The sequence below is a fragment of the Ruegeria sp. BHSB064 genome, from assembly GCF_059613205.1.
The window spans coordinates 38,176-61,582 of sequence record NZ_JBXWSB010000001.1 but is presented as its reverse complement, the minus strand read 5'-3'; the positions used below and the strand labels follow the sequence as shown (position 1 = coordinate 61,582).

The window sequence follows — 23,407 nt, the reverse complement described above, 5'->3', positions numbered from 1 at the left end:
AATTTAAGCTGAACCATTTCAGATACCGGCGCCAGAAAAGCGGCCTAAATCTCTTCGTTGTCAGCACAATATTAGGTGTGCCTCTGTTCCACTATCGCACAGAGCTTACCGATAGATCACACCTCGTCCGATGGTACTGCCCGCTGGTACAGATGCCACGTGGCGTGGCCCAGGATCGGTAGCGTGAAGATCAGGCCCATAAATGCAGGAACCAGAGATATCAGCATGGTAACCGAGATGATTGCCGCCCAAGTGAGCATAACGACAGGGCTTTCCCTGACAACGCGAACAGACGTGAGCATGGCAGACACAAAATTGGTTTCCCGGTCAAGCAGCATAGGCATGGCAATAACGGTCACAGAAAACAGGACCGCCGACAGAAACGCGCCGACGCAGGTGCCAATGGCCAGGAAGGTCCAGCCTTGCGGCGTGAATAGCACGGTGTTCAAGAACCCATCGAAATCCGAGAAAGATGCGTTTTGCAGAATAATCGCCAGCCAAAGCCGAACCTGATAAACCCACACCCAGAAAATGAACAGGGTCACAAAAGCCATCCAGCCCATCTCACGCTTGCGTTGATCGGCCATGACCGTGAGGATTTCGGACCAACCGAAACTTTCCCCCTTTTGCAAGCGGCGCGACATTTCATATAGCCCGGCCGCAGCGAACGGCGCGACCAGCGGGAATCCTACAATGGCAGGAATGATCATCCAGATCTTACCAAGCCAAACCAAAGCCCAAATCAACAGAAGCCCGAAAACCGCATAGAACAGGCCGAAGAAACCGCTCATGACAGGGCGCGCCAGAAAATCGGAAAACCCGGCCTTGAGCGCAGCGGTTATGTCATCTGCTGTCACCTTATTGATCTTGGGCATGGATTGCTGCGGCGTAAGTTTGTCTGGTGGCGTTGAACCTGCGGTCTTGGATGTCATGGCACACTCCTCCCAAAGTATGGCGCCGCGTTGATCTGCTGACCGACTAACCCGGCGGTGAACAGATACCTCTCCTCCTAAGACAAGCATGCCTCACGCAAGGTATTGGGGCAAGGTCGGGATAGGGTCGACACCCACGTGCGGACCGCCTTCGGCACCGAGAAATGAACCTTTTTGCAAAGAACCTCGGGCCGACGCCTGTGTAACCGACGCCCTTCCAACTCGAAAACGAATACGAGTTCAACGCGGGATCTTTTGAGATAAGCAAAAAATGGTGCCTCAAGAGGGACTCGAACCCCCGACCTTGTCCTTACGAAGGACCTGCTCTACCAGCTGAGCTATTGAGGCAACCTTTGGCAGCCGGAGCTGGCTCTGTCCGGCTGCAGTGGATCGTTTAAACCGTCACTCTGGCGCCTGCAAGTCCAGATGCGCCAGCTTCCCATGTACCGCGCCCAAATGCTGATGCGAGGCGAGAGGGGGCCACCCATATGGCGGATACTGCGTTCTGTGAATTTTTTGTAACGGCAGTGGGTTCAAATTGACTCATCATATTTAATTCAATATTTCATGAATTATGATAGAAATGATAACCGATCAACTGGCTATCCTTGGCCATCCGCAGCGTATCACCGTGTTTCGCATGTTAATGCGACGGTTTCCTGACAGCGTGCCAGCAGGGGAGCTGGCGTCTGAGCTGGGGATCAAGCCCAGCACCATGTCAAACTATCTGAACGCCCTGCAACGATCGGGCCTTGTAACACAAGAGCGCCTCGGAACATCCCTACGCTATTCGATAGACATGGCTAACGTACAGAAAATGTTTGATTTTCTGATTGTGGACTGCTGCCGCGGCCGACCTGATCTTTGTATGCCTTCAACCAAGGGAAGTGAGACGATGACTGACAGGAAGTTCAACGTGCTGTTCATTTGCGTGGGTAATTCCGCCCGCTCGATCTTTGCCGAATCTCTGTTGCGGGAAATTGGTGGTGACCGGTTCAATGTGTATTCCGCCGGAACACAGCCGTTTTCCGAGTTGAACCCGTTTGCGGTTCAGGTCCTGCAAGACAAGGGCCACGATACGTCGGTTCTGCGGTCAAAGAATGTGTCCGAGTTTTCAGGGCCGGACGCGCCTGATCTGGATTTTGTTTTCACGGTCTGCAACCAGGCCGCAAATGAGGAATGCCCGGCTTGGGAAGGTCAGCCGATCAGCGGCCACTGGGGCATGGTGGATCCGGTCAAGGCAGAAGGCACCGACGCCGAAAAAAGCCTGGCCTTTCAAAACGCTTACGGCGCGCTGAAGCGTCGGATTCAAGCCTTTACTTCGCTGCCGGTCGAAAGCCTAGATCGGATCGCTTTGCAATCCGCTGTCGACGACATCGGGCGAACATCCTTTGAGGACGTAAAATGACGACCTATGCACTAAACGGCCTTGGCCGAATGGGAAAACTAGCGCTGAAACCTTTGCTGGAACGGGGCGCAAAAATCGCGTGGATCAACGACGCTGTTGGTGATCCCGAAATGCATGCGCATCTGTTGGAATTTGACACTGTGCATGGGCGCTGGGATGCAGAGTTCAGCCATGATGCCGACAGCATCACTGTGAACGGAACGCGTCTGCCATTTATCGGCACCACAGACCTGACTGCTTTGCCTTTGGATGGCGTCGACGTGGTGATCGACTGCACAGGTGTATTCAAAACCGAGGCGAAGCTGTCCCCCTACTTCGATGCTGGCGTGAAGAAAGTGGTGGTTTCCGCGCCGGTCAAGGACGGCCCGACGGCGAATATTGTCGTGGGTGTAAACGACGACACCTATGATCCTGCCACCCATAAGATCGTGACCGCCGCATCCTGCACAACCAACTGCCTGGCACCTGTCGTCAAAGTCATTCACGAAAATCTTGGCATCCGCCATGGGTCGATGACGACGATCCACGATGTAACCAACACGCAAACCATCGTAGACCGGCCTGCCAAAGACCTGCGCCGCGCACGTTCTGCCCTGAATTCACTGATCCCGACCACCACTGGCTCGGCAACGGCGATCACGCTGATCTATCCCGAACTCAAAGGGCGTCTGAACGGTCATGCGGTGCGGGTGCCCTTGCTGAACGCCTCTCTGACCGATTGCGTGTTCGAAGTCGAACGGGAAACGACGGTCGAAGAAGTCAACGCCTTCTTCAAAGCAGCCGCCGAAGGTGAGTTGCAGGGTATTCTGGGTTATGAGACGCGCCCGTTGGTTTCGACCGACTACACCAATGATGAACGATCATCGATTGTGGATGCGCCCTCGACAATGGTGGTGAACGGGACACAGGTGAAAATCTACGCCTGGTATGACAACGAAATGGGCTATGCGCATCGTCTGGTGGATGTGGCCTTGATGGTTGGGGCGTCGCTGTGACCCAACGGCCCGAAGGCATGTCGGCCTATATCGCGGTCACGGCGGCCTATTGGGCCTTTATGCTGACTGACGGGGCGCTCAGGATGTTGGTGCTGTTGCACTTTCATACTTTGGGCTTCTCGCCGGTTCAGCTGGCTTATCTGTTTGTTCTTTATGAGATCGCCGGGATCGTGACCAATCTGTCCGCAGGCTGGATTGCCGCTCGGTTCGGATTGACCTCGACCCTTTATGCCGGGCTGGGCCTGCAAGTGGTGGCGCTGCTCGCCATGACGCAGCTTGATCCGGACTGGACTGTCGCCGCTTCGGTCACCTTCGTGATGGTGGTGCAGGGGGCAAGCGGGGTAGCCAAAGATCTTGCCAAAATGTCCTCGAAATCCGCGGTCAAACTTCTGGCACCGGCTGAGGGTGGAGGCTTATTTCGATGGGTGGCCGTTCTTACCGGGTCAAAAAACGCGGTAAAGGGCCTGGGTTTTCTGCTGGGCGCGGCAATGTTGGCAACGCTTGGATTCATGACCGCAATAATTGTAATGGCAGCGATTCTGGCGCTGATCCTGTTGGCGGTCTTCCTTTTCATGCCGCCGGGTCTGCCCAAAGGGCGCAAGGGCGCGAAGTTCTCAGAAGTGTTTTCGAAATCCGCCAATGTCAATTGGCTGTCCGCCGCCCGCGTCTTTCTGTTCGGCGCGCGGGATGTCTGGTTTGTGGTCGGCATTCCGATCTATTTCTACGCCGTTCTGTCTGACGGCACAGAAGACGGCAATCGGGCGGCGTTTTTCATGATCGGTACCTTCATGGCCCTGTGGATCATCCTGTATGGCACCGTGCAGGCCAACGCGCCAAGGATATTGCGTGCCGCACAACGCAGCGAAAGCGATTTGATAGGTGCCGCGCGCAATTGGGCCGTTGCACTCTTTTTTGTCCCTGCGGCTCTGACCTTGGCAGTTTTTGTGTCAGATGGACCTGAACCCTGGTTGACCGTAACGCTTGTGATCGGCCTTTTGGTTTTTGGCGCGATCTTCGCCGTCAACTCGTCTCTGCATTCCTATCTGATCCTGGCCTTCACCAAGTCCGAGCGTGTGACGATGGATGTGGGGTTTTACTACATGGCCAATGCCACAGGCCGTCTGGTCGGCACCGTATTGTCAGGTCTGACCTACCAGATCGGGGGGTTGGCCTTGGTACTGGGTACCGCTGCCGCAATGGTTGCTCTGGCCGCGCTGACCTCGGGCAAGCTCACGGATCAGACGTCCGAAGCTCTGACCTGAGCCTTGATCCACCAGTGACCTGCAACAAAACTGAACCGGCGTGGCAGTCGAAGCCATCAGCGCAGCGGTGATGTTCAGGGCGGTATCTTCCAAAACTGTCAGGTTCGGCGCAAGACAGATGACATGAAAGGTCCTAAGACAGGGGCCAAAATACTTGCACCGGCCCGTCTGCTTTTCAAAGGTCCCGCGTCAGCCGCTCAGCGCAGCCCGAAAAGCACGCGGGGTCTGCCCGGTGACTTGCTTGAAACTGCGTGTGAAATGCGCCTGGTCGGAAAACCCGCAAGCCAAGGCAATGTCGCCAAAAGGACGCGCAGGATCCTCGATCATCTTCATCGCCTGCTCGACCCGGAACGACATGACATATTGCATGGGCGTTGACCCAAGCGTTTCCTTGAAGACCCGGGCAAAGTGTGACGCGCTCATTCCAGCCTCGGACGCTAGTTGATCAACGGTGATCGTGCGATCCAGGCGCTTTTGCACATAGGACAGAACGCGTTGATAGTGCTGGGACGTAAACCGCGACGACAGTTCGACATCTTCGGCGCGGCGTTTGCCGTATTTCTGCAAAAGTTTGACCAGAAACACCCGGCTCATGGCCTCGAACATAACCGCCGAGGACATATCATCCGTCTCCAGCGCATCCCGCAACAGGACACCTGCAACGCAAAGGTCAGGGTCGGAAAATTGCGGAAGATCCCGAAACTGCTGCGGATCAAGAAGCATCCCTAGCTCAGATCGCGCAAAACGGTCCACCTTAGCCGGGTCAAGCGTGACAACAATGACATCCGACGGGCCGAACCACCGCCAGCCAGACCGCACGCCTGCGGGTGTGACAATGACCTCATCTTTGCAAAAGGTGAAATCCCGCAGCGTGCCATCACGCCAGTTCTGCACGCGGTGGGGGCTGTGCTGTAAGTTCAACAAAACATGATGTTCCGCAAACACTTCTTCCGGCATCCGATCCGGTTCCGCCCGAAAATAACGCACAGACATCAGCGCCGCAGCTGAAGGACGATCCATCGCATCACTGTTGAGCAGCGGCTCAGACGGGTAAATATCTGCGTATCTCAGCGGCACTTTTGTGTTCCCAAAACAAGCTTGAACAATTTTCGCAGCTATCCACCGTACAGACAACGCATTTGATGCGCCCGCAAAGCCCGGGTGCATCGTGTTCCACCACACGCCAATATCGGGAAGGCTTTAGGAAAATGGCGACCCCGGCAGGATTCGAACCTGCAACCTGCCCCTTAGGAGGGGGCTGCTCTATCCAGTTGAGCCACGGGGCCGTGTGTGGCCTTCTGTAACCGGGATTTTCCGGGTTGTCATCGGCTTTGCACAATTGTTGTACACGTAGACCTGTTCACGCTACCATCGGGCAAAACAACAACACAGGTGCCTCCCGTGAACAGTGAATCCAAACGCCCGCTTACCCTTCGCGATGTGTCCGAGGCTTCTGGAGTATCCGAAATGACCGTAAGCCGGGTTTTGCGGAACCGGGGGGATGTGTCAGATGCCACCCGCACCCGCGTTCTGGCCGCCGCAAAAGAGCTTGGCTATGTCCCAAACAAGATCGCGGGCGCCCTGGCATCCAGCCGGGTCAATCTGGTCGCGGTCATTATACCGTCGCTGTCGAACATGGTGTTTCCTGAGGTTCTGACAGGCATCAATCAGGTTCTGGAAGACACCGAATTGCAGCCTGTTGTGGGCGTGACCGACTACCTGCCCGAAAAAGAGGAAAAAGTGCTGTACGAGATGCTCTCGTGGCGGCCTTCAGGCGTGATCATTGCAGGGCTGGAACATACTGAAGCCGCACGCGCTATGCTGGATTCAGCAGGTATTCCTGTGGTCGAGATCATGGATACCGATGGCAAACCGGTGGATGCGATGGTCGGTATCTCGCACCGGCGCGCCGGGCGCGAGATGGCGCAGGCGATTCTGAAGGCCGGGTATCAGCATATCGGTTTCATGGGTACGAAGATGCCTCTGGATCACCGTGCCCGAAAGCGTTTCGAAGGCTTCACCGAGGTGCTGGGCAAGCACGGGATCGAAATCGAAGACCGCGAGTTTTATTCCGGCGGGTCGGCCCTTGCGAAGGGGCGCGAAATGACGCAGGTCATGCTTGAGCGTTCTCCTGATCTGGACTTTCTGTATTACTCCAATGACATGATCGGTGCGGGCGGCTTGTTGTACTTGCTGGAACAGGGCATCGACATTCCCGGGCAGATCGGGTTGGCCGGGTTTAACAATGTCGAGTTGTTGCAGGGTCTGCCGCGCAAGCTTGCGACAATGGATGCCTGCCGGCTTGAGATTGGTCGTCACGCCGCCCAGATCATCGCCGAACGCCTGAAAGATCCCGATTCTGAGATTGAGACGCGCGCGACACTGACCCCCAAGATCAGCTTTGGCGACACCCTCAAACGACGATGACGGCTCCCCTCAAACGGCTCGATAACCGAACGGCTCGGGCCGTTTTCATGGACCGCCACGCACTGGCAGAACAGCCAACGGGTGAGGCCAAGGGCAGCGCGCTGCTGGATCTGATCCAGAGGCTGGGTTTTGTGCAGCTCGACAGTATCAACACAGTTGCCCGCGCCCATGACTTGATCCTGTTTTCCCGCAGACCTAGCTATCGCAGCACGAACCTGAAAAGGCTCTATGAAAGGGAAAAAGAGCTGTTCGAGCATTGGACGCATGATGCGGCCGTGATCCCGATGGAGTTCTACCCGCACTGGCATCTGCGTTTTCAGCGCGATTCAGATTTGCTGAAATCGCGATGGAAGAACTGGCGGCGGGACGGGTTCGAGCAGCAGTTCGAAACAGTGCTTCAGCACATCCGTGACCATGGGCCGGTGTCGTCCTCAGACGTGGGCAAGGACGAAAAGAAAGGCTCGGGCGGGTGGTGGGATTGGCACCCATCAAAAACCGCCCTGGAGTTTTTGTGGCGGTCTGGCGCGCTTACAGTTGTTGGCCGCGAGGGGTTTCAGAAACGCTATGACCTGACAGAGCGGGTTATTGAAACCCAGCTTTGTCCGGGAAACATGCATTGCGATGCAGAAGCGACTGTGGATTGGCTATGCAATGCAGCACTTGACCGGCTTGGATTTGCAACCTCGGGCGAGTTGGCTGCGTTCTGGGACACGGTTAGCGCAGCGGAAGCCAAAAGCTGGTGCGCAAGGGCGCTGGCCAAAGGCGATATAGAAGAAATCGAGATCACCTGCGCGGATGGGCGGCACCGTAAGGTCTTTGCCCGCCCGGACCTGGCGGACCAGAATTTGAACCTGCCCGCGCCGCCGGGGCGCATCCGCGTGCTTAGCCCGTTTGATCCCATGTTGCGCGACCGCAACCGGGCCGAGCGGCTGTTCGGGTTTCACTATCGCATCGAAGTCTTCGTACCAGAACCCAAACGCAGATATGGTTACTACGTGTTTCCCCTGCTTGAAGGTGATCGATTGATTGGCCGGATCGATATGAAAGCACATCGTGACCGCGACATGTTACGCGTCAAAGCCCTGTGGCCCGAGCGCGGGGTGCGCTGGTCCGATGCCCGTACCCGACGCCTGAACGCCGAACTGGACCGGGTGGGCCGGTTGGCGGGTGTGACACATGTCGAGTTTGCCAAGGACTGGCTAAAAGACCTTAAATAGGGTCTATTCTGCGTCCGTGAGTGTCAATTCGATCGGTGCGAGCCCGTCAATCTCACCGCTCAGAAAGTCACCCGCTACAACCGACCCAACACCCGCAGGCGTGCCGGTCAGGATCAGATCGCCAGGGCGCAGGTGATAAAAGCCGGACAGATGGCAGATGATTTCATCAATCTTCCAGATCAGTTCCTCAAGCGTCGCATCCTGACGTATTTCCCCATTCACGCGAAGCCGGATGTGCTTATCCTCATCCGGAGACCAATCTTCCGCCAGCGTCAAAGGGGCAAATACAGCGCCGTTTTCGACATCTTTACCCAGATCCCAAGGGCGCTGCTTGTTCCGCTCACGTATCTGCAAGTCACGCCGGGTCATGTCGAGGGCGCAGCCATATGCGTATACGGCGTCCCAAGCCTGTGTACTGCTCGCGCGGAACACTGGCTTCCCAATCGCCAACGCCAGTTCCATTTCATGGTGATAATTCTCGGTGCCGGCAGGGTACGGAACCTTTGCGCCGGACAAAACTGCGTTTGCCGCGGACTTGGTGAAATAGAACGGCGCTTCGCGATCAACTTCGTTTCCCATTTCAGCCGCGTGGGCGGCATAGTTCCGGCCGACGCAGAAAATGCGCCCAACGGGATACTCGGCCGTTGCACCGATGACAGGGATAGTGACCGGGTCAGGAAGGGAAAAAAGGTTGTTTGACATGGTGCTCTCTGACAATTGCGCTGCTTCATATTACGAGCGTCGGACCGATCAGCAATACCGGAAAACACGCCAGAATTCGCCAAAGCATTCGCCGTTTTTCAGCGCGAACCCGCCTAATCCCGGGGGCCAGCACAAAGCCCGTTTCCAAGCAATTTCACGTCCGTCTTTATGACATCATCAGGGGAAGAAAACATGCGACTTGGCTCAGGCATAAGTTGAACTATCTCTTTACGTGTATGGTGTCGCAGTCGACATCGCAACTGCTCAGAACTAGAACCTGAACCCATGACAAATTGACCTGTCTGGGTGACTTTAGGGAACCACTTGCAGAACCACTCATCGGTCGGCATTTGGCAACACCTATTTCGGAGAGCAAAGGCATCCTCCCGCCCCTTGGGAAAAATGCCTTGTTTAGAGCCTTATTTTTGGCTCGGCACACACTCCGAAGCGCAGGCCGGACCGTCAGGCTACACGTGACGCAACCGGCCTCGGGCCAGGCACATAATCCAGTCCGAGTCTGGCCGCCCCGTCGGAGAAATCCCCCTACATTCTCCGGCGGGGTCCCTGAGCACGTTGCGCAAAACAGCCGTTATTTAAGTTTCGAGATCCTTCAAGTCATTCAGAAGATCCAGCAACAGCTCGTGCTTTTCGGGCCCAAGCTGAGACCGAATGCGTTCTGCCTGGGCGGTACTCACAGACAGGTTGGCGCGAATGATCTGAACGCCAGTTGTGCTGATCTCGATAATCTGGCGGCGGCGATCCGCAGGATGAGACCGCCTTGAAATCAGGCCGCGCTGCTCAAGTTTCTGCAAAATTCGCGTCAGACTGGGCAGCAACAGACAGGCGCGGTCGGCTATATGAGTGGGTTCCTGCGGACCTTCTTCGTTCAAAACCCGCAACACGCGCCATTGCTGTTCGGTGACACCGGCGTCAGCCAGCATGGCACGGATGGGTCCCATAACCTTTTCCCGTGCGCGCAACAGCGCAATGGGCAAAGATCGCGACGTCAGAGGAAGGTCGTCGGTCATGGTAAAATTATCGCCGAAATTCAGCTTTTTCGCAAGCAAACCTCACCATCCGGTTAAACCACCTGACCCAGTCACGACAACAGACGGCACTGTCATACTCGACAACGCCTTGAACAGTTTCACATTCCGGCTGGACAATTCAAAATCATCAGAGAAGATGCGCAAAGGGCCCAACCGGAGCCCTCTGAAAACCTTGGATACGTGACAAGGAGAGACCCAATGGCTGCCCCGAAAAACGCCTTCAAAAAGGCTCTAAAACAGGGAAAAACCCAGATTGGATGCTGGATGAGTTTTGCTGAACCAGTCACAGCTGAGATCATGGGCACCGCAGGCTTCGATTGGTTGGTGATTGACGGGGAACACGCCCCGAACGACATCCGCTCGATCCGGGATCAGCTGATGGCTTTGGACGCCAGCCCGTCACATCCGGTGGTCCGCATTCCAATTGGCGAGACGTGGTTGATCAAGATGGTTCTGGATGCCGGGGCGCAGACCGTTCTGGTCCCGATCGTCGAAAGCGCCGAACAGGCCCGCGAACTGGTTCGCGCGTGTCGCTATCCTCCAACCGGTATGCGTGGCGTAGGCGCGATGGCGTCACGGGCGACGATGTATGGATCGGTCTCGGACTACATCCAGACGGCAGATCAAGAGATCTGTTTGCTGTTGCAGGTTGAAACCCGCGCGGGATTGGCTGCATTGGATGACATCCTGCAAGTCGACGGCGTTGATGGTGTGTTCATCGGCCCAGCAGACCTGTCCACCGACATGGGGTATCAGGGCGACAGCGCTGCGCCCGAAATGCGCGAGGTCATCAGTGACGCTTTGGCGCGGATCAAGGCCGCCGGCAAAGCACCGGGCATCCTTGCAACAAATGACGAAGCACGGCAGGCCTATAAGGATATGGGGGCGCAGTTCCTGGCCGTTGGCATAGACGTGATGCTGCTGGCGCAGGCGGCACGTTCACTGTCGGAGCAGTGGAAGGAAGAGTGAGCTTTCAGGCGCGCATGGCTGCAGCGGCCTGAGCATACCCGCCGGACGCGCCATCAACAAAGTGCATGTGGTCGTCACGCGTGGCTGACGGCACAATGCATGTCATCATCGCTTCGTCTTGTGCGTGCAGGCCATACTTGATCTTGCCGCGCGCCCGCGCCTCTTCCAGCATCTGTTCGATACGCTTCAGCGTGGATGGGTCGCAATCCAGCGTCATTTTCAATCCGTCATCAAACTTGCGAAAATCCGCATTGCTGCTGACCATGTGCTTGTAGTGGTCCGGCTCGAACTGGCCCATGCGTTTTCCAGATCTAAAAAGGATCGCAATAAGCAGATTCTGAAACAGCAAAACGATTTTTTGCAGCATCATATTCCGACCGTTGCGCGACACATGCGCATCAATCTCTAAGCCCGGTGGTGGCCATTTCATGGGCGGGCCGTTCTCGGGCACGGGATGACCCGCGCGCTCCAGCTGCTCCGACGCGGACAACACAGATTGGGCCAAATCGGCAAAGTCACGTTCTGTGGCCGATGGCGTGGGCTCCACAACCAGCGAGACGATCTGACCATGCCGCGCTGTACTGTTGGACCATCTGCAGGACAGGCCAGTCAGATCCGGCTGCACCCCTGGTTCGGCAAGCTCAACCATATTGCGACCTGCTTTCATCTCAGCCTCGGCCCAAGCCAAGCCGCCACCTGAAAACATTGCGTAATCTACACCGGTTGATGGCGCATAGCGTGCCACGCGCAAGTCTCGGTCGGCAGCTCGGATATCTGCCACCGACACCAATGCTGCGCGTAGGGGCATGGAAAACTCTTCCTCTGCCCAGCGCCGCAAGGCGGCCAAAGCATTGCGTGCCGCTTCGACCTGACTGGGTGGCACTGCGAAACCGGCACCGTCACCACCAAAGACATACGGGAACAGCTTGCCGTCCATGGCGTTGATCATCGCTGAAATCACGGCGGCACCGACCGTGTTAACGGTTTTGTACCGGCCCCGCGCGATTTCACCGGTTGAATCGACGATATCCGCAACACCCAAAACCCAATCATCCGGGACAGCCGAAAACCGTGCCGGATCTGCAACTAAGGTAAAATCCCGCAATAGGGGAAGGTTTTCGTAAAACTCGGAATGGAGGTCTTTCATGGTCCCCCTCAAATCAATGATAGATGTAAATTAGTTGGACTTCGGTCGAAGTCCTCTTTCTGAAATATACTACACACGCTTGTGCGTTGCATCATGACATGCCAAGCCTTTCCCTTGGTCGGGCAAAAAAAGGGGCAGATGATGCAGGCAGGTTTGGTGGTTCTATGCCTGGGTTACGTGCTCAGTCAGTTTTTCCGCGCATTCTTGGCAGTTCTCAGCCTCGATCTGGAACAGGACATCGGTGCAACGCCTGAGGATTTGGCGTTTGCCTCGGGCCTTTGGTTCTTGGTTTTTGCAGCAATGCAAATCCCGGTCGGCTGGGCACTGGACAAGGTTGGCCCTCGGCTGACCACGGCGGTTCTGTTGCTGATCGGCGGCGCAGGAGGGGCCGGAGTTTTTGCAATCGCTTCCTCGCCCGTGCATATCAGCATTGCCATGGGGCTGATCGGTGTCGGGTGCTCACCGGTTCTTATGGCCTCATATTTCATCTTCGCCCGCGAATACCCTCCGGCTCGGTTTGCCACACTGGCCGCTGTGATGCTGGGTGTGGGGTCTGTTGGTAATCTTGTGGCATCATACCCGACAGCGCTTGCCGCAGAGTGGATGGGGTGGCGCGCCACGATGGTTGGTCTGGCGGTGATTTCCGCGACCATTGCCATTGGCATTTGGCTGACCGTACGCGACCCTGCGCAGGTCGATACGGACCACAAAGGATCTTTGCTGGACCTTTTGAAAGAGCCCGCGCTTTGGCTGATTTTACCGCTGATGTTGGTCGCATATGCACCCTCTGCCGCCTTGCGTGGCCTTTGGGCCGGGCCGTATCTGAACGATGTCTTCGGATTAAGCACGACGCAAATCGGTACCGCGACTCTGATCATGGGGGCCGCAATGATTGCTGGCACTTTTGTCTACGGGCCGTTGGATCGCGTATTTGGCACCCGAAAATGGGTTATTTTTGCAGGTAATGCTCTGGGTGCCGCAGCGTTGACTTTGCTATGCCTGTGGATTGACAACGCAATCTGGCTGTCTGTTCTGCTGCTGGCCGTCATTGGCTTTGTCGGGGCCAGCTTTCCCGTCATCATGGCCCATGGGCGGGCTTTCGTTCCGCCGCATCTGGTCGGCCGTGGCGTGACGCTTCTGAACCTGTTCGGGATCGGCGGTGTAGGTGTCGCTCAGTTCGTGACCGGCCGAATCCATGCCGCCACTGTCCAAACAGGGCCAACCGCGCCTTACACGGCGATATTCGGGTTTTTTGCCATAGCGCTTGCCATTGGTTGCGTGATCTATCTATTCAGCCGGGATAGTGTCGACTGACGCAGCCATCAGGAGAGCCCGGTGAAAGACCCCGTCGTCATAGCCCCAAATCTGAAACGCAGGCTTTCGGGCGTGACCGCAACCATCGCAAGGCTGGTTCCGCTGCAGGCACACTCCATCGACATTGCAGCCACGGGTCCGGGCCTGCCGGACGACATCCCGCATATCCCGCTGGGCCGCCTGCCCTTTCTGTCACGCCGTCCAACACGCGTTTGGCATGCCCGCCGCAACACCGAGATGCTGCTGGGCCTGATCCTGCGGAATGTGTTCCGCCTGAAACTCAAACTGCTGTTCACAAGCGCATCCCAACGCCCCCATACAGGCTACACCAAATGGCTGATCGGTAAGATGGACGCGATTGTAGCGACGTCGCAAAAAACCGCCGGGTATCTTGAGCGCGACGCGCAGGTTGTCATGCATGGCATCAACCTTGAGGACTTTGCGCCCCCAGAGGACAAGGCCGCCGTTCGGGCAAAACTGGATCTGCCGGACGGGCTGCTTTTGGGATGCTACGGCCGCATCCGACATCAAAAAGGTACGGATGCCTTTGTCAGCGCGATGATCGATCTATGCGGGCGGTTCGACGACGTGTCAGGCATCGTCATGGGTCGGGCCACCGAGAAGCACACCGCATTTCTGGCCGAGCTGAAAGACAAGGTTGCAAAGGCGGGACTGTCTGATCGCATCCTGTTCATGCCCGAGGTCACGGTCGATCAGATTGCCGAATGGTATCAGGTTCTGGACCTGTTCATCGCGCCCCAACGGTGGGAGGGGTTCGGGCTCACCCCGCTTGAAGCCATGGCCTGCGGCGTGCCGGTTGTGGCCACGGATGTTGGCGCGTTTTCCGAGATCGTGACTGACCCGTCACTGGGCCGTATCGTAGCCCCTGACGACATTCCCGCGCTGGCCGATGCAGCGGCGGAGATGCTGGAAAACCGTGATTCCCTTGCACAGTCTGGCCAGGCCGCCCGCGCCCATGTCGAACAGAATTTCGATATTCACGGTGAGGCAGAGACGTTGGTTGCGCTCTACCAGCGACTTCTGAGCGCCTGAAGCGCTTCAATTCGACGTCAAACGTTCGATTCCGCGCCAAAAGCCCTTTTTTCTTCGCCGCAACGCAGCTATGAACGCGCGTCCTTAACTTTGGAGACATGAAATGGGCTATCGCGTCGTTGTCGCCGGCGCCACGGGTAACGTGGGCCGCGAAATGCTGAACATCCTGGCGGAACGCCAGTTCCCGGTCGATGAACTTGCTGTTCTGGCAAGCCGTCGTTCGCTGGGGACCGAGGTAAGCTTTGGCGACAAGACACTGACGACCCAGGACATCGACACGTTTGACTTCACCGGCTGGGACATGGCGTTGTTCGCCATCGGCTCGGACGCCACCAAGACCTATGCCCCCAAGGCCGCAGCTGCGGGCTGCGTGGTGATCGATAACTCGTCGCTTTATCGCTATGACCCGGACATTCCGCTGATCGTGCCGGAATGTAACCCCGAGGCGATCCACGACTATAAAAACAAGAACATCATCGCCAACCCCAACTGCTCGACCGCGCAGATGGTTGTCGCGCTGAAGCCGCTGCATGACCGCGCCAAGATCAAGCGCGTTGTTGTGTCGACCTATCAGTCGGTGTCGGGTGCCGGTAAGGAAGGCATGGATGAACTTTGGGATCAGACCAAAGCCATCTACAACCCGACAACCGAAGTTGAGCCGAAGAAGTTCCAGAAGCAGATCGCGTTCAACGTCATTCCCCAAATCGACGTCTTCATGGAAGACGGCTCGACCAAGGAAGAGTGGAAGATGGTTGTCGAGACCAAAAAGATCGTCGATCCGTCGATCAAGGTTACAGCCACCTGTGTCCGCGTACCGGTTTTTGTCGGCCATTCCGAGGCCGTAAATATCGAGTTCGAAGAATTCCTGGACGAAGACGAAGCCCGCGACATCCTGCGCGAAGCACCAGGCATCATGGTGATCGACAAGCGCGAGGCCGGTGGTTACGTCTCGCCCATCGAATGCGCGGGCGACTTTGCCACATTCATCAGCCGCATCCGTCAGGATTCGACCGTGGAAAACGGCATCAACCTGTGGTGCGTCTCGGACAACCTGCGCAAGGGTGCGGCTTTGAACGCCGTACAAATTGCCGAGTTGCTGGGCCGTGAGGTTCTGAAAAAGGGTTGACGGTTCAATCCTTTCTAAGACAAAAAAGGAAACCCGCTGTTTGGTCAGCGGGTTTTTTGTTTCTGTAAGCCCAGATTGCAAACCGAAACTGGCTCTAGCTGCGCCTACATTTTTTCGTGGCAAGGCAATTAGCCTCCAAGCTGACATTCACCGGACTTGCGGTTCATAGTGCGACGGATGGCAGCGATGCGGACCAAACGACCGTTGACAGCAAAGCAGCGAATGACCGCATTGATGCCGTGCACCACTGTTTTGATGCGCGGCTTGCGATATCACTCGCTTCGAACAATGTTCGAGTAAGCACCATTCAGGTTGAGCGTGACTGTTACTGGATCATCGTCCCTATTGCGCCAGAACCAGCCGTGATCACCGGCGAAGGGAGTTTCAAAGCTACCCTCGCCTTCGGTTTGACCGCGCCCCTTCTCGTAGGTCACGTTTTGGTCGCCCGCATGTGCGTGGAGGTCGAAGTTGATACGACCACCTTCGGCCACCCAAGAGTAGAACAGGGTCTCGCCCTCCTCCATGGTTGCCTTAATCTCGGTGAACTCACCCGGTTCAAGCGTGAACGTGATTGTGTCCTGCCACGCTTCTTGAGCGTGCGCTGTGCCAACAAACAGACCGAACACGTTATCCCATAGACTGGACGACTGATCAGCCCCGTGAAGCTGTTGGTCTTGTTCTGCTTCATCCGCCAGTTCCTGCTTGATTTCACCCATCTCAGTCAGGCCAAGCACGCGGCCTGCACCCGTTGGGTCGATCCCGTATTCCGCAGGCAGCACTACGGCGATCAGTATCGCCACGGCGCTGACAGCGGCGATGATGGTAGACCGAAGGAGCTGGGCTGAGCTTGGTAACTCTTCGAGGCTCGGTTTCTTTGCATTAAACATCTGTGCTGTTCCTTATGCGGCCACGAAGTAGCCAGTGAGTTGGTACCCCATCAGCACAAAGCCGATGGTCATCATGACGACATTGACGGTGTAGGCTTGTTCGAAGAACTTGGCGCTCTTTCGCCAGTACCCCATGACGATGAGGATGGCTGCGAGTGCCAGCAGTTGACCGATCTCGACGCCAACATTGAACGCGAGAAGGTTGGGCAGAAGCCCGTCAGGTGCGATCTGGTAGTCCAGTATCTTCGTGGCCAAGCCAGTGCCGTGAAACAGGCCGAAGATGAAAGTCGCCGCCTTGGTGTTAGGCTGGAAGCCAAACCAGCGTTGATAGGCCCCAAGGTTGTCGAGCGCCTTGTAGACTACCGACAGCCCGATGATGGCATCGACAATGTATGAACTGATACCCCAGCCAAACCAGACGCCTGCAAGCATCGTGATGGAATGCCCCACTGCAAAGAGGCTCACGTAGACTGCAACGTCTTTCGACCGATAGAGGAAGAAGACGACGCCAAGGAGGAACAGGATATGGTCGTAGCCTGTCACCATATGTTTGGCACCGAGATACATGAAGGGGATGATGTGCACGCCCCAGATTTCTTGGATGTAGCCAGCATCGCCGGGCGTAACATCATGTGCCAATGCTGCGCTTGTCGATAGCAGCAACATGGACAGGATGAAGAACGCGAGACGCTTAGAACTGCGCCTGACGCCCTCATTGAGGGTTCTCATGGATTAACTCCGCTCAGTAGTTGGATTGATCAGTAGTGCGCGAGAGCCGCGCAGTGCCGATCAAACGCGCGGAGGTCGGTCTATACGGAACTTACGGGTGGGGCCGTTGACTGAAGGCAGCCGTAGCCACGCCTCGCCTATATGCAATTCAGGAGCGGTGCCGGGACCACTGGAAAGGAACGCTTGGTTGTGGTCATGATCGGCCACATCGTGGCTATGGCCGTGCATTGCCCAAAAAAGGTCTTCCTCGAACCCGTGCGAATGGCCATGATCCTCGACCATTTCCAGATGGTCTTGGATCGTCTCAAAAACCGCCGGAGCGTGAGAGAATGATGGCGTGACGAACCAAACGACCAACGCGAGACAGAGGGCAGCCAAGCCAACTCTCTGAATGTGCTCGTAAGCCTGTTTCATCACATCTGTCTGCCCGGTGCTCGCAGCCTTTATGCGGCCGCCATGATTTTGTTAACTTCTACCGTAGTGTGCGCCACGTGGTCAATTCCGGACAACAGACCATCGTATAGATTGGGCTACCTTGGGCCTGTCACGGCACCCGAAGCGATAACTCCGCATAGCTGCCATTCGTTCATCTTGCAGCATCGGTCACGATCGGCTCCAAACGGACCTCGCCCCTCGTACGGTTCCACTTCCAACCTCCCTTTCCTCTCGATCAGCACCTACTGACTCATCAACCATACTCGTCGGTCTCCAAACGAAACGTATTCAAAGACCGGTCCTGAACGCGCTAGGTTCCCCCAACCTGTTGACAAAGGCAGGCTCGCTTGCCACCTAAATACAGAACCTTGACTGCGGCGGATGTAACCCAACACCCTAAAGGCAGTGTCCCGCGCAAGGTGGCTGAGGCAGAGCATGCAGGTTCCGACCATACGCAGAATTGGCAGAACTCTGACCGTCGGATGCGCGTGTATTCTGATGGCGCTTGTCGTTTTTGGCTTTACCGGACAGCTTTTTGCGGCGGGAGACTCGATTGCCCTGCTGCGTCCGCAGGCGGGGGTTTTGCTTTTGCCGTGTGCCGCGTTGTTGCTCTACTTGCGCGCAAAATACATGGCTCTGACAACCTTGGCTGTTGCTGTAATAGCTCTCGGCTCCATTGCCGTCAGCTATGCTGCACCGTCTGTGGAATGCAATGGAACCTGCCTGACGCTGTACCAAAAGAATCTGATGAGCAAAGCGTGGCCGCGATATCCCTTGGCGGACGATATCATCGCCTCCAACGCCCAGATCGTGACTTTGCAAGAAGTATCCAGTCACAACCAAAAATACATGAACAACCTCTTCGAACACTACCCATCCAAGGCCGTGTGCAACTTTCGACCTGAGCAAAGCGTTGCCATCCTGACGACACTGCCTATCGTGGAAAACTCGGAGTTTTGCCTCAAGGGCAGTGGATTGGTCGGCGTACAGGTCGAGGCCCCCGATGGAACCGCGGTCTGGATCGTATCGGTGCACCTGAATTGGCCGTTTCCCTACGATCAGGCCCAACAAAGTCAGGTTATCGCGGATCGCATCGCGGATCTGGACGGCCCTGTCCTGATCGCAGGGGATTTCAATATGGTGCCTTGGGGGGCCAGCGTCCAAAGGATTGCGGCGGCGGCAGACAATCAAAGTTTCGGAACTGCGCTGAACACGCATAACCTCGGCAGTTGGAAGGTGCCTTTGCCGATAGACAACCTGCTGTTTCCCAAAGGCACAACCGGAACGGTCGAGCTGCGCCCGTTCATGGGATCGGATCACCTTGGGAAACTCGCTCGATTTCGTATTGAATAGTGTCTAAACACTGCTGTTTAGGGCGAGTTGATCACGCTTGATCACGTGTTGTTTTCGGCCAGCGTTTTCAAATTGGTCAAGCCGCGCTGGTAGTCGTCGCCGACCCACTTATCCATCATCAGCCCCATCCATCTGGACATCGGATTGAGTCCCAAATCAGACTCGAACCCCCAGGTCACCAATGTCGAGCTCCCGTCCGGTTCCAATGTGAATGACGCCGAGGCCGTCCCCATCGGACCGAAATCCAGTTCCGTTTGGACACTTTGGTTCTCAACGCTTTCGACAATCACCTGCGAACCGGTGCCAACCTGCGGATGGTCCGAGGCCCAGTTCAGAGTGTTCCCAACGCCACTTTCGGGTCCGGAATAGGTAAGTTGGGTGTCAGGATCACGGTGCAGCCAGGGGGACCATTGCTCGGTCTCTTGCATGGAATTCACGTAGGGAAAGATCGCCTCGGCAGGGGCATTGATGGTGATGCTGCGGGACACTTCGGCCTTGCCAGGCAACAGATATGACACCGCGATCAATGCGACAACAAGCAGGCCCAATCCGGCAAGAATGCGCAAAAACACTTTCATCTCAATCTCCGAAACTCGAAACGCATACATGTATCATACAGGATTGCGGCTCTGAATCAGAACCGGAATGCGTTTCGTTTCTTCGATGTCAGATTGATGTCAGACCGGAACGTATTTCTTCTGATGGGGGTCATAACATTCCAGGCCACCCGCGCCGATATCTGTCCACAAACCATGCAGGCTCAGCGCGCCCTCTTCGACCGCCGCTGAGATAAACGGGAAGGTCATAAGGTTTTCCAGAGATGCCACAACCGCCTGCCGTTCGAACTGTCTGGCTTGATCGACCGGGTCTTCGATGTCCGCAACCAGCCCATATTTTGGTTTTAGAATGTCCATCCAGCGACCAACAAAGCTTTCTTTGGCCTCCAGTTGCGGCGCTTCGCCCTTGCACATGTCTATGCACCCCTGAACACCGCCGCATTGCGAATGACCCAGAACGATCAAATGCGCGACTTTCAACGCGGTGACCGCGTATTCAATCGCGGCGCTGGTGCCATGGTGATCACCATCAGGCGCGTAGGGTGGAACCAGATTTGCGATGTTACGGTGAATAAAGAAATCACCCTGGTCGGCCCCGAACATCGAAGTCACATGAACCCGGCTGTCGCAGCAGGAAATCACCATCGCGCGGGGGCGTTGCCCCTCTTCTGCCAACCGTTTGTACCAAACCTGGTTCTCGGAATAAGTTGTGGCTTTCCACCCGTGATACCGCTTGACCAGATAGGTCGGCAAAGGCTTGGCAAAGTCCATTACAATGTCCCAGTTCTTCTCGCTTTAGGACGCTCTAAACCGAATTCAAGGAAAATTCGAGCCATTATCCGATTTCCCCGCAAGGTTTTGCAAAGGAATTTACCTCCAGTATCAGACCCACGCCGTGGGGGCGTCAGAACTAGGGTGAATGTGGTGGATAAGATTACAACGCTTGAACACAAAGAATCCGTCCGGCTGGACCCGGATCAACTCAACGGGCTCTACCGCCAATTGGGGGACAAGAACGCGCTGGACGTGCTGTGCCGCACGGTTGAAGAACTGGCGGTACGCCTTTCAAACTGCGAACGGCACTGGCGGCATCGCGAATGGGCCGATCTTCGCAAATGTGCCAAATCGCTGGTCGCGATCTCTGAGCAGGTCGGGATGACGGCGCTGGCGCGTGTAGCCGCTGATGTGGCCCAAACCGTCGACGCAGGAGATGCGGTGGCAGTGGGTGCAACATTGGGGCGGATGATCCGCGTCGGTGAACGCTCTCTGACGGCTGTGTGGGATCAGCAGGATCTTTCCGTCTGACAGGGGTTGCAGGTGGATCAGGCGCGGCTAGTCTGGGCTCAGAAATCAACTGCTGAGACACATATGACCCTGTCCTTTGCCGCCTCCTCCGACACCTCGATACCGCTTCATGTAATCGCCCAACCTGACCTTGAGGCGTGGCTGCAAGAGCAGAGGCAGCATGTGCAATCCTGGGTCGCAGTTAACGGGTTTTCAGCGGCTCTGGGTCAGACTTTGCTGGTTCCAGATGCAACTGGCACAGCAGAGATGGCACTGGCTGGATACGGAACCGACGAAAAGCGCGCGCGCAAACGGTTCCCACTGGCCGCTGCCGCCTTGTCTCTGCCGGAAGGAACTTATCACATCGAATCCGGCCTTTCCTCGGATCGGTTAGAGGTTGAGTGTTTTGGCTGGCTGATGTCTGGTTACGCCTTTGATCGCTATGCCTCACACTCCGGCGGATCGGCGGCTTTGGTCGCACCGGATGGGATCGACGCGGCGCGTATCGAAGCAATGGTGCAGGCCGAAGCTTTGACACGCGATCTGGTCAACACACCGGCGTCAGATATGGGACCCGAGCAGTTGCAGCAGGCGGTCAAGTCCTTGGGCGAGGAGTTTGGGGCTGCGTGCACCGTTATCCTGGGTGACGCGCTGTTGGATCAGAACTTCCCGATGATCCACACGGTCGGGCGCGCCGCGGATCAGGCCCCGCGACTGATTGAACTGAACTGGGGCAACAGCGGCCCCAAACTGACGCTTGTGGGCAAGGGCGTGTGTTTTGACACAGGGGGGCTGAACCTGAAACCGGGCGCTTCGATGGGCCTGATGAAAAAAGACATGGGCGGGGCCGCCAATGTGCTTGGGTTGGCACGCATGATCATGGCGTTGGATTTGCCGGTGAAACTGCGCGTCCTGATCCCGGCTGTCGAGAACGCGGTTGCGGGCAACGCCTTCCGGCCTGGGGATATCCTGACCTCGCGCAAGGGCCTGACGGTTGAGATCAACAACACCGACGCGGAAGGGCGTTTGGTTCTGGCCGACGCGCTGACACTGGCGGATGAGGGTGAGCCCGATCTGGTGATCTCGATGGCCACGCTGACCGGCGCGGCGCGCGTCGCCGTAGGCCCTGATCTTGCTCCGTTCTATACCGATGATGAAACTTGTGCGTCGGCTCTGTCCAAGGCCGCGGTTGTTTCGGCTGATCCGGTCTGGCGTATGCCGTTTCATACACCTTACGAGGCAATGATCGAACCCGGCATCGCCGATCTGGACAATGCGCCTTCGGGCGGGTTTGCGGGTTCGATCACCGCAGCCTTGTTTCTGCGCAGGTTCGTGGGATCACGCCGCTATATCCATTTTGACATCTATGCATGGCAGCCCAGCAAAGAACCCGGGCGCAGCAAGGGTGGTCTGGGTCAAGGACCGCGCGCGATTCTGAACGCTTTGCCCGAGATCTTGGGCCTATGACCCGCCTGCGCATATCCGTGCCAGTGGTCGATCTTTTGCGCGACCCTGAAGGGCCTCGCGACAGGCAGGTCCTGTTCGGTGATACGGTTCAGGTCACAGATGAAAAAGATGGCTGGAGCCAGGTCATCGCTGACAAAGACGGGTACACCGGATGGGTGCGTGCCGATCAATTGACCCATGACATCGCCGCCACCCACTGGATCAAAGCAGCGGCGACGCATGTTTATGAAAACGCAGACTTCAAAAGCCGCGATCTGGTGTCGCTCAGCTTCGGAAGCAAGATCCATGTTTTGACGGAAACAGACCGGTATCTGGAAACCGAGTTGGGCTTTGTTCCCAAGGTACACACCGCACCCATCTCTGAGACCCCACAAGACCCGGTCGCAGTGGCCGAGTTGTTCCTTGGAACACCCTATTTGTGGGGCGGAAACAGCAGATTTGGGATCGATTGTTCCGGGCTTGTCCAAGCAGCGCTTTTGGCCTGCGGCGTGCCGTGTCCCGGCGACAGCGGCGATCAGGAACGTGCTTTGGGCACGACACTCGCCGAAGGGTCAGCAGCGCAAAGGGGTGATTTGTTGTTCTGGAAAGGTCATGTGGCCTGGGTATCCGGGGACAACATGATTTTGCATGCCAACGCCAGCCATATGGCGGTTGTGTTTGAACCTATGGATAAGGCCATTTCGCGTATTCAGGCACAGGGCGATGGTCCGGTCACGGCCCACAATAGGCTCTAATCGGGCTTAACTGCGCGGATCAGCTTACGCTCCAACACCCGAAGAACCGCGCGCAAATCGTGGCCGCGTTTCAGGATACGACCGTCCATTCCGACCACAGAATACATCCCCTGCCGGGACCTCAGCCGCGGATGCTTTTCGACACGATAGATCGGGTGCTCTGCAGTGCGCCGGAAGATCGAGAACACTGCCATTTCGGGCAGGTTCGAGATACCGTAGTCCCGCCATTCTCCGGCGGCGACCATCCGGCCATAAACGGACAGGATTTGGGACATCTCATGCCGGTCAAAGGCGACGGGCATCTGCGCTGCACTTGCCGAGAACCGGCTGGGAGGCTGCATATTCATACCTCCAGCCTTG

24 protein-coding genes and 2 tRNA genes are annotated in these 23,407 nt (G+C 56.6%); 13 read left to right on the top strand and 13 right to left on the bottom strand.

The genetic code is table 11. The features are described from left to right. Positions 1-116 precede the first annotated feature (116 nt). A complete protein-coding gene (locus tag AC2FNU_RS00310; protein WP_496784157.1) occupies positions 117-932 on the bottom strand; it encodes a DUF2189 domain-containing protein in 816 nt (271 codons plus the stop codon). Between the two features lie 272 nt (positions 933-1,204). Beyond that, positions 1,205-1,280, bottom strand: a tRNA-Thr gene (locus AC2FNU_RS00305). A 226-nt stretch (positions 1,281-1,506) separates the two neighbouring features. Here AC2FNU_RS00305 and AC2FNU_RS00300 point away from each other — a divergent pair. From AC2FNU_RS00300 to arsJ, 3 genes are read left to right on the top strand one after another with little or no spacing between them, the layout of a single operon-like run. Further along, complete coding sequence (locus AC2FNU_RS00300; RefSeq protein WP_496784156.1) at positions 1,507-2,340, top strand: arsenate reductase/protein-tyrosine-phosphatase family protein; 834 nt, start codon at positions 1,507-1,509, stop codon at positions 2,338-2,340. Next, positions 2,337-3,335: an ArsJ-associated glyceraldehyde-3-phosphate dehydrogenase gene (locus AC2FNU_RS00295; RefSeq protein ID WP_496784155.1), complete on the top strand. Its 999-nt coding sequence runs from the start codon at positions 2,337-2,339 to the stop codon at positions 3,333-3,335. The genes AC2FNU_RS00300 and AC2FNU_RS00295 overlap by 4 nt, the downstream gene beginning before the upstream one ends. Positions 3,336-3,352: 17 nt before the next feature. Further along, positions 3,353-4,597, top strand: coding sequence for an organoarsenical effux MFS transporter ArsJ (arsJ, locus tag AC2FNU_RS00290; protein WP_496784211.1), 1,245 nt, complete (start codon positions 3,353-3,355; stop codon positions 4,595-4,597). 189 nt (positions 4,598-4,786) lie between these two features. Here the strand turns inward: arsJ and AC2FNU_RS00285 are convergent, their stop codons facing one another. Together AC2FNU_RS00285 and AC2FNU_RS00280 are read right to left on the bottom strand one after the other, a co-directional pair. Beyond that, a complete protein-coding gene (locus tag AC2FNU_RS00285; protein WP_496784154.1) occupies positions 4,787-5,674 on the bottom strand; it encodes a helix-turn-helix domain-containing protein in 888 nt (295 codons plus the stop codon). 132 nt (positions 5,675-5,806) lie between these two features. Then, a tRNA-Arg gene (locus tag AC2FNU_RS00280) sits at positions 5,807-5,883 on the bottom strand. A 115-nt stretch (positions 5,884-5,998) separates the two neighbouring features. On the opposite strand from AC2FNU_RS00280, the gene AC2FNU_RS00275 reads away from it, so the two are divergent. Further along, entirely contained in the window at positions 5,999-7,024 is a 1,026-nt protein-coding gene (locus AC2FNU_RS00275) for a LacI family DNA-binding transcriptional regulator (RefSeq protein WP_496784153.1), read from the top strand. Beyond that, entirely contained in the window at positions 7,021-8,241 is a 1,221-nt protein-coding gene (locus tag AC2FNU_RS00270; protein ID WP_496784152.1) for a winged helix-turn-helix domain-containing protein, read from the top strand. Before AC2FNU_RS00275 ends, AC2FNU_RS00270 begins: the two co-directional genes overlap by 4 nt. Positions 8,242-8,244: 3 nt before the next feature. Here AC2FNU_RS00270 and AC2FNU_RS00265 read toward each other — a convergent pair whose 3' ends face one another. Further along, positions 8,245-8,943, bottom strand: a complete 699-nt coding sequence (locus AC2FNU_RS00265) for a fumarylacetoacetate hydrolase family protein (RefSeq protein ID WP_496784151.1) — start codon at positions 8,941-8,943, stop codon at positions 8,245-8,247. A 593-nt stretch (positions 8,944-9,536) separates the two neighbouring features. Next, positions 9,537-9,971, bottom strand: coding sequence for a homoprotocatechuate degradation operon regulator HpaR (gene hpaR, locus AC2FNU_RS00260; RefSeq protein WP_496784150.1), 435 nt, complete (start codon positions 9,969-9,971; stop codon positions 9,537-9,539). Positions 9,972-10,190: 219 nt separating this feature from the next. On the opposite strand from hpaR, the gene AC2FNU_RS00255 reads away from it, so the two are divergent. Further along, on the top strand, positions 10,191-10,961 hold the full coding sequence (locus AC2FNU_RS00255) for an HpcH/HpaI aldolase family protein (RefSeq protein ID WP_496784149.1): 771 nt from the start codon (positions 10,191-10,193) through the stop codon (positions 10,959-10,961). Between the two features lie 4 nt (positions 10,962-10,965). Here AC2FNU_RS00255 and AC2FNU_RS00250 read toward each other — a convergent pair whose 3' ends face one another. After that, the gene (locus tag AC2FNU_RS00250; RefSeq protein WP_496784148.1) at positions 10,966-12,108 is read right to left on the bottom strand and encodes a DUF3095 domain-containing protein; all 1,143 of its coding nucleotides are present in this window, start codon (positions 12,106-12,108) and stop codon (positions 10,966-10,968) included. A 141-nt stretch (positions 12,109-12,249) separates the two neighbouring features. Here AC2FNU_RS00250 and AC2FNU_RS00245 point away from each other — a divergent pair, with 141 nt between their 5' ends. The 3 genes from AC2FNU_RS00245 (at position 12,250) to AC2FNU_RS00235 (ending at position 15,601) form a co-directional block, all read left to right on the top strand. After that, positions 12,250-13,422, top strand: coding sequence for an MFS transporter (locus tag AC2FNU_RS00245; protein ID WP_496784147.1), 1,173 nt, complete (start codon positions 12,250-12,252; stop codon positions 13,420-13,422). A gap of 21 nt (positions 13,423-13,443) precedes the next feature. Beyond that, positions 13,444-14,475, top strand: coding sequence for a glycosyltransferase family 4 protein (locus AC2FNU_RS00240; protein ID WP_496784146.1), 1,032 nt, complete (start codon positions 13,444-13,446; stop codon positions 14,473-14,475). 103 nt (positions 14,476-14,578) lie between these two features. Continuing rightward, positions 14,579-15,601, top strand: coding sequence for an aspartate-semialdehyde dehydrogenase (locus AC2FNU_RS00235; RefSeq protein WP_496784145.1), 1,023 nt, complete (start codon positions 14,579-14,581; stop codon positions 15,599-15,601). Positions 15,602-15,873: 272 nt separating this feature from the next. Here the strand turns inward: AC2FNU_RS00235 and AC2FNU_RS00230 are convergent, their stop codons facing one another. Genes AC2FNU_RS00230 through AC2FNU_RS00220 form a run of 3 tightly spaced genes read right to left on the bottom strand, consistent with a single transcriptional unit; the run spans position 15,874 to position 17,631 of the window. Beyond that, on the bottom strand, positions 15,874-16,488 hold the full coding sequence (locus AC2FNU_RS00230) for a transmembrane anchor protein (RefSeq protein WP_496784144.1): 615 nt from the start codon (positions 16,486-16,488) through the stop codon (positions 15,874-15,876). A 12-nt stretch (positions 16,489-16,500) separates the two neighbouring features. Then, complete coding sequence (locus AC2FNU_RS00225; RefSeq protein WP_171096735.1) at positions 16,501-17,217, bottom strand: HupE/UreJ family protein; 717 nt, start codon at positions 17,215-17,217, stop codon at positions 16,501-16,503. A 60-nt stretch (positions 17,218-17,277) separates the two neighbouring features. Then, positions 17,278-17,631 (bottom strand): hypothetical protein, encoded by a 354-nt coding sequence (locus AC2FNU_RS00220; protein ID WP_496784143.1) that lies wholly within the window; start codon positions 17,629-17,631, stop codon positions 17,278-17,280. 456 nt (positions 17,632-18,087) lie between these two features. Here AC2FNU_RS00220 and AC2FNU_RS00215 point away from each other — a divergent pair, with 456 nt between their 5' ends. After that, positions 18,088-19,005: an endonuclease/exonuclease/phosphatase family protein gene (locus tag AC2FNU_RS00215; RefSeq protein ID WP_496784142.1), complete on the top strand. Its 918-nt coding sequence runs from the start codon at positions 18,088-18,090 to the stop codon at positions 19,003-19,005. Between the two features lie 41 nt (positions 19,006-19,046). Here AC2FNU_RS00215 and AC2FNU_RS00210 read toward each other — a convergent pair whose 3' ends face one another. Together AC2FNU_RS00210 and AC2FNU_RS00205 are read right to left on the bottom strand one after the other, a co-directional pair. After that, positions 19,047-19,583 (bottom strand): SRPBCC family protein, encoded by a 537-nt coding sequence (locus tag AC2FNU_RS00210; RefSeq protein ID WP_496784141.1) that lies wholly within the window; start codon positions 19,581-19,583, stop codon positions 19,047-19,049. Between the two features lie 99 nt (positions 19,584-19,682). After that, on the bottom strand, positions 19,683-20,333 hold the full coding sequence (locus tag AC2FNU_RS00205; RefSeq protein ID WP_496784140.1) for a carbonic anhydrase: 651 nt from the start codon (positions 20,331-20,333) through the stop codon (positions 19,683-19,685). A gap of 144 nt (positions 20,334-20,477) precedes the next feature. On the opposite strand from AC2FNU_RS00205, the gene AC2FNU_RS00200 reads away from it, so the two are divergent. The 3 genes from AC2FNU_RS00200 (at position 20,478) to AC2FNU_RS00190 (ending at position 23,047) form a co-directional block, all read left to right on the top strand. Further along, positions 20,478-20,867: a hypothetical protein gene (locus AC2FNU_RS00200; protein WP_496784139.1), complete on the top strand. Its 390-nt coding sequence runs from the start codon at positions 20,478-20,480 to the stop codon at positions 20,865-20,867. 63 nt (positions 20,868-20,930) lie between these two features. Further along, positions 20,931-22,313, top strand: a complete 1,383-nt coding sequence (locus AC2FNU_RS00195; RefSeq protein WP_496784138.1) for a leucyl aminopeptidase family protein — start codon at positions 20,931-20,933, stop codon at positions 22,311-22,313. Then, complete coding sequence (locus AC2FNU_RS00190; protein WP_496784137.1) at positions 22,310-23,047, top strand: C40 family peptidase; 738 nt, start codon at positions 22,310-22,312, stop codon at positions 23,045-23,047. Before AC2FNU_RS00195 ends, AC2FNU_RS00190 begins: the two co-directional genes overlap by 4 nt. On the opposite strand, the gene AC2FNU_RS00185 is transcribed toward AC2FNU_RS00190, so the two are convergent. Then, positions 23,044-23,394, bottom strand: coding sequence for a DUF2794 domain-containing protein (locus tag AC2FNU_RS00185; protein ID WP_496784136.1), 351 nt, complete (start codon positions 23,392-23,394; stop codon positions 23,044-23,046). The genes AC2FNU_RS00190 and AC2FNU_RS00185 overlap by 4 nt on opposite strands. Positions 23,395-23,407: the final 13 nt, after the last annotated feature.

Coding starts and splice junctions, on each gene's coding strand:
- AC2FNU_RS00195 (WP_496784138.1), top strand. CDS start 20,931: ATGACCCTGTCCTTTGCCGCCTCCTCCGACACCTCGATACCGCTTCAT.
- AC2FNU_RS00220 (WP_496784143.1), bottom strand. CDS start 17,631: ATGAAACAGGCTTACGAGCACATTCAGAGAGTTGGCTTGGCTGCCCTC.
- hpaR (WP_496784150.1), bottom strand. CDS start 9,971: ATGACCGACGACCTTCCTCTGACGTCGCGATCTTTGCCCATTGCGCTG.
- AC2FNU_RS00205 (WP_496784140.1), bottom strand. CDS start 20,333: ATGGACTTTGCCAAGCCTTTGCCGACCTATCTGGTCAAGCGGTATCAC.
- AC2FNU_RS00265 (WP_496784151.1), bottom strand. CDS start 8,943: ATGTCAAACAACCTTTTTTCCCTTCCTGACCCGGTCACTATCCCTGTC.
- AC2FNU_RS00235 (WP_496784145.1), top strand. CDS start 14,579: ATGGGCTATCGCGTCGTTGTCGCCGGCGCCACGGGTAACGTGGGCCGC.
- AC2FNU_RS00300 (WP_496784156.1), top strand. CDS start 1,507: ATGATAGAAATGATAACCGATCAACTGGCTATCCTTGGCCATCCGCAG.
- AC2FNU_RS00310 (WP_496784157.1), bottom strand. CDS start 932: ATGACATCCAAGACCGCAGGTTCAACGCCACCAGACAAACTTACGCCG.
- AC2FNU_RS00295 (WP_496784155.1), top strand. CDS start 2,337: ATGACGACCTATGCACTAAACGGCCTTGGCCGAATGGGAAAACTAGCG.
- AC2FNU_RS00270 (WP_496784152.1), top strand. CDS start 7,021: ATGACGGCTCCCCTCAAACGGCTCGATAACCGAACGGCTCGGGCCGTT.
- arsJ (WP_496784211.1), top strand. CDS start 3,353: ATGTCGGCCTATATCGCGGTCACGGCGGCCTATTGGGCCTTTATGCTG.
- AC2FNU_RS00215 (WP_496784142.1), top strand. CDS start 18,088: ATGCAGGTTCCGACCATACGCAGAATTGGCAGAACTCTGACCGTCGGA.
- AC2FNU_RS00210 (WP_496784141.1), bottom strand. CDS start 19,583: ATGAAAGTGTTTTTGCGCATTCTTGCCGGATTGGGCCTGCTTGTTGTC.
- AC2FNU_RS00230 (WP_496784144.1), bottom strand. CDS start 16,488: ATGTTTAATGCAAAGAAACCGAGCCTCGAAGAGTTACCAAGCTCAGCC.
- AC2FNU_RS00245 (WP_496784147.1), top strand. CDS start 12,250: ATGCAGGCAGGTTTGGTGGTTCTATGCCTGGGTTACGTGCTCAGTCAG.
- AC2FNU_RS00190 (WP_496784137.1), top strand. CDS start 22,310: ATGACCCGCCTGCGCATATCCGTGCCAGTGGTCGATCTTTTGCGCGAC.
- AC2FNU_RS00255 (WP_496784149.1), top strand. CDS start 10,191: ATGGCTGCCCCGAAAAACGCCTTCAAAAAGGCTCTAAAACAGGGAAAA.
- AC2FNU_RS00185 (WP_496784136.1), bottom strand. CDS start 23,394: ATGAATATGCAGCCTCCCAGCCGGTTCTCGGCAAGTGCAGCGCAGATG.
- AC2FNU_RS00225 (WP_171096735.1), bottom strand. CDS start 17,217: ATGAGAACCCTCAATGAGGGCGTCAGGCGCAGTTCTAAGCGTCTCGCG.
- AC2FNU_RS00250 (WP_496784148.1), bottom strand. CDS start 12,108: ATGAAAGACCTCCATTCCGAGTTTTACGAAAACCTTCCCCTATTGCGG.